Origin of the sequence: Exiguobacterium sp. s146 (assembly GCF_018618415.1) — a bacterium.
Taxonomy (GTDB): Bacteria; Bacillota; Bacilli; order Exiguobacteriales; family Exiguobacteriaceae; genus Exiguobacterium.
The window spans coordinates 1-858 of the sequence record NZ_JACSMA010000013.1 but is presented as its reverse complement, the minus strand read 5'-3'; the positions used below and the strand labels follow the sequence as shown (position 1 = coordinate 858).

Sequence of the window (858 nt, the reverse complement as noted above, 5' to 3'; positions counted from 1 at the left end):
CGGATGATTTCCTGCGCTCGACTTGCATGTATTAGGCACGCCGCCAGCGTTCGTCCTGAGCCAGGATCAAACTCTCCAAAGAATTTGATGTAGCTCTTGAAAATGACGAAGCTTGCGCTTCATTCAAAAATTATAAAACTTATTTTTGCCTCATCGTTCAGTTTTCAAAGTTCGTCAGTTTAAAGAATTGGTGGAGCCTAGCGGGATCGAACCGCTGACCTCCTGCGTGCAAGGCAGGCGCTCTCCCAGCTGAGCTAAGGCCCCAAAAGTTATGATGGTCGGGAAGACAGGATTCGAACCTGCGACCCCTTGGTCCCAAACCAAGTGCTCTACCAAGCTGAGCTACTTCCCGAAATAGATGGTGCACCCTGAGAGATTCGAACTCCCGGCCTTTAGATTCGTAGTCTAACGCTCTATCCAGCTGAGCTAAGGGTGCGAGACGAATGAACTTTCATGGGATATTAAGATGGTACCGAGGGCCGGACTTGAACCGGCACGAGGAAACCCTCGCAGGATTTTAAGTCCTGTGCGTCTACCAATTCCGCCACCCCGGCAAGGTATAATTCATGCGGTAGACTATTTTAAGAAAAAAATGGTGCCGGCGAAAGGATTCGAACCCTCGACCCTCTGATTACAAGTCAGATGCTCTACCAACTGAGCTACACCGGCAGGTGTAATGGTGGAGGATGACGGGATCGAACCGCCGACCCCCTGCTTGTAAGGCAGGTGCTCTCCCAGCTGAGCTAATCCTCCAAATATGTAATGCCTAGCAGCGTCCTATCCTCACAGGGGGAGACCCCCAACTACTTTCGGCGCTGAAGCGCTTAACTTCCGTGTTCGGCATGGGAACGGGTGTGG

Annotated in this window: 6 tRNA genes and 2 rRNA genes; all 8 read right to left on the bottom strand. The window is 51.4% G+C overall.

Annotated elements, in window-relative coordinates:
- Positions 1 to 82: ribosomal RNA gene (locus KNP83_RS14960) — 16S ribosomal RNA — on the bottom strand; the annotation flags it as partial.
- 106 nt (positions 83 to 188) lie between these two features.
- Positions 189 to 264, bottom strand: a tRNA-Ala gene (locus KNP83_RS14955).
- Positions 265 to 275: 11 nt separating this feature from the next.
- Positions 276 to 352 (bottom strand) — tRNA-Pro (locus KNP83_RS14950).
- A gap of 7 nt (positions 353 to 359) precedes the next feature.
- Positions 360 to 436: transfer RNA gene (locus KNP83_RS14945), tRNA-Arg, on the bottom strand.
- A 31-nt stretch (positions 437 to 467) separates the two neighbouring features.
- A tRNA-Leu gene (locus tag KNP83_RS14940) sits at positions 468 to 554 on the bottom strand.
- Between the two features lie 39 nt (positions 555 to 593).
- Positions 594 to 669: transfer RNA gene (locus KNP83_RS14935), tRNA-Thr, on the bottom strand.
- A gap of 8 nt (positions 670 to 677) precedes the next feature.
- Positions 678 to 753, bottom strand: a tRNA-Val gene (locus tag KNP83_RS14930).
- Between the two features lie 11 nt (positions 754 to 764).
- Positions 765 to 858, bottom strand: a 5S ribosomal RNA gene (rrf, locus tag KNP83_RS14925); the annotation flags it as partial.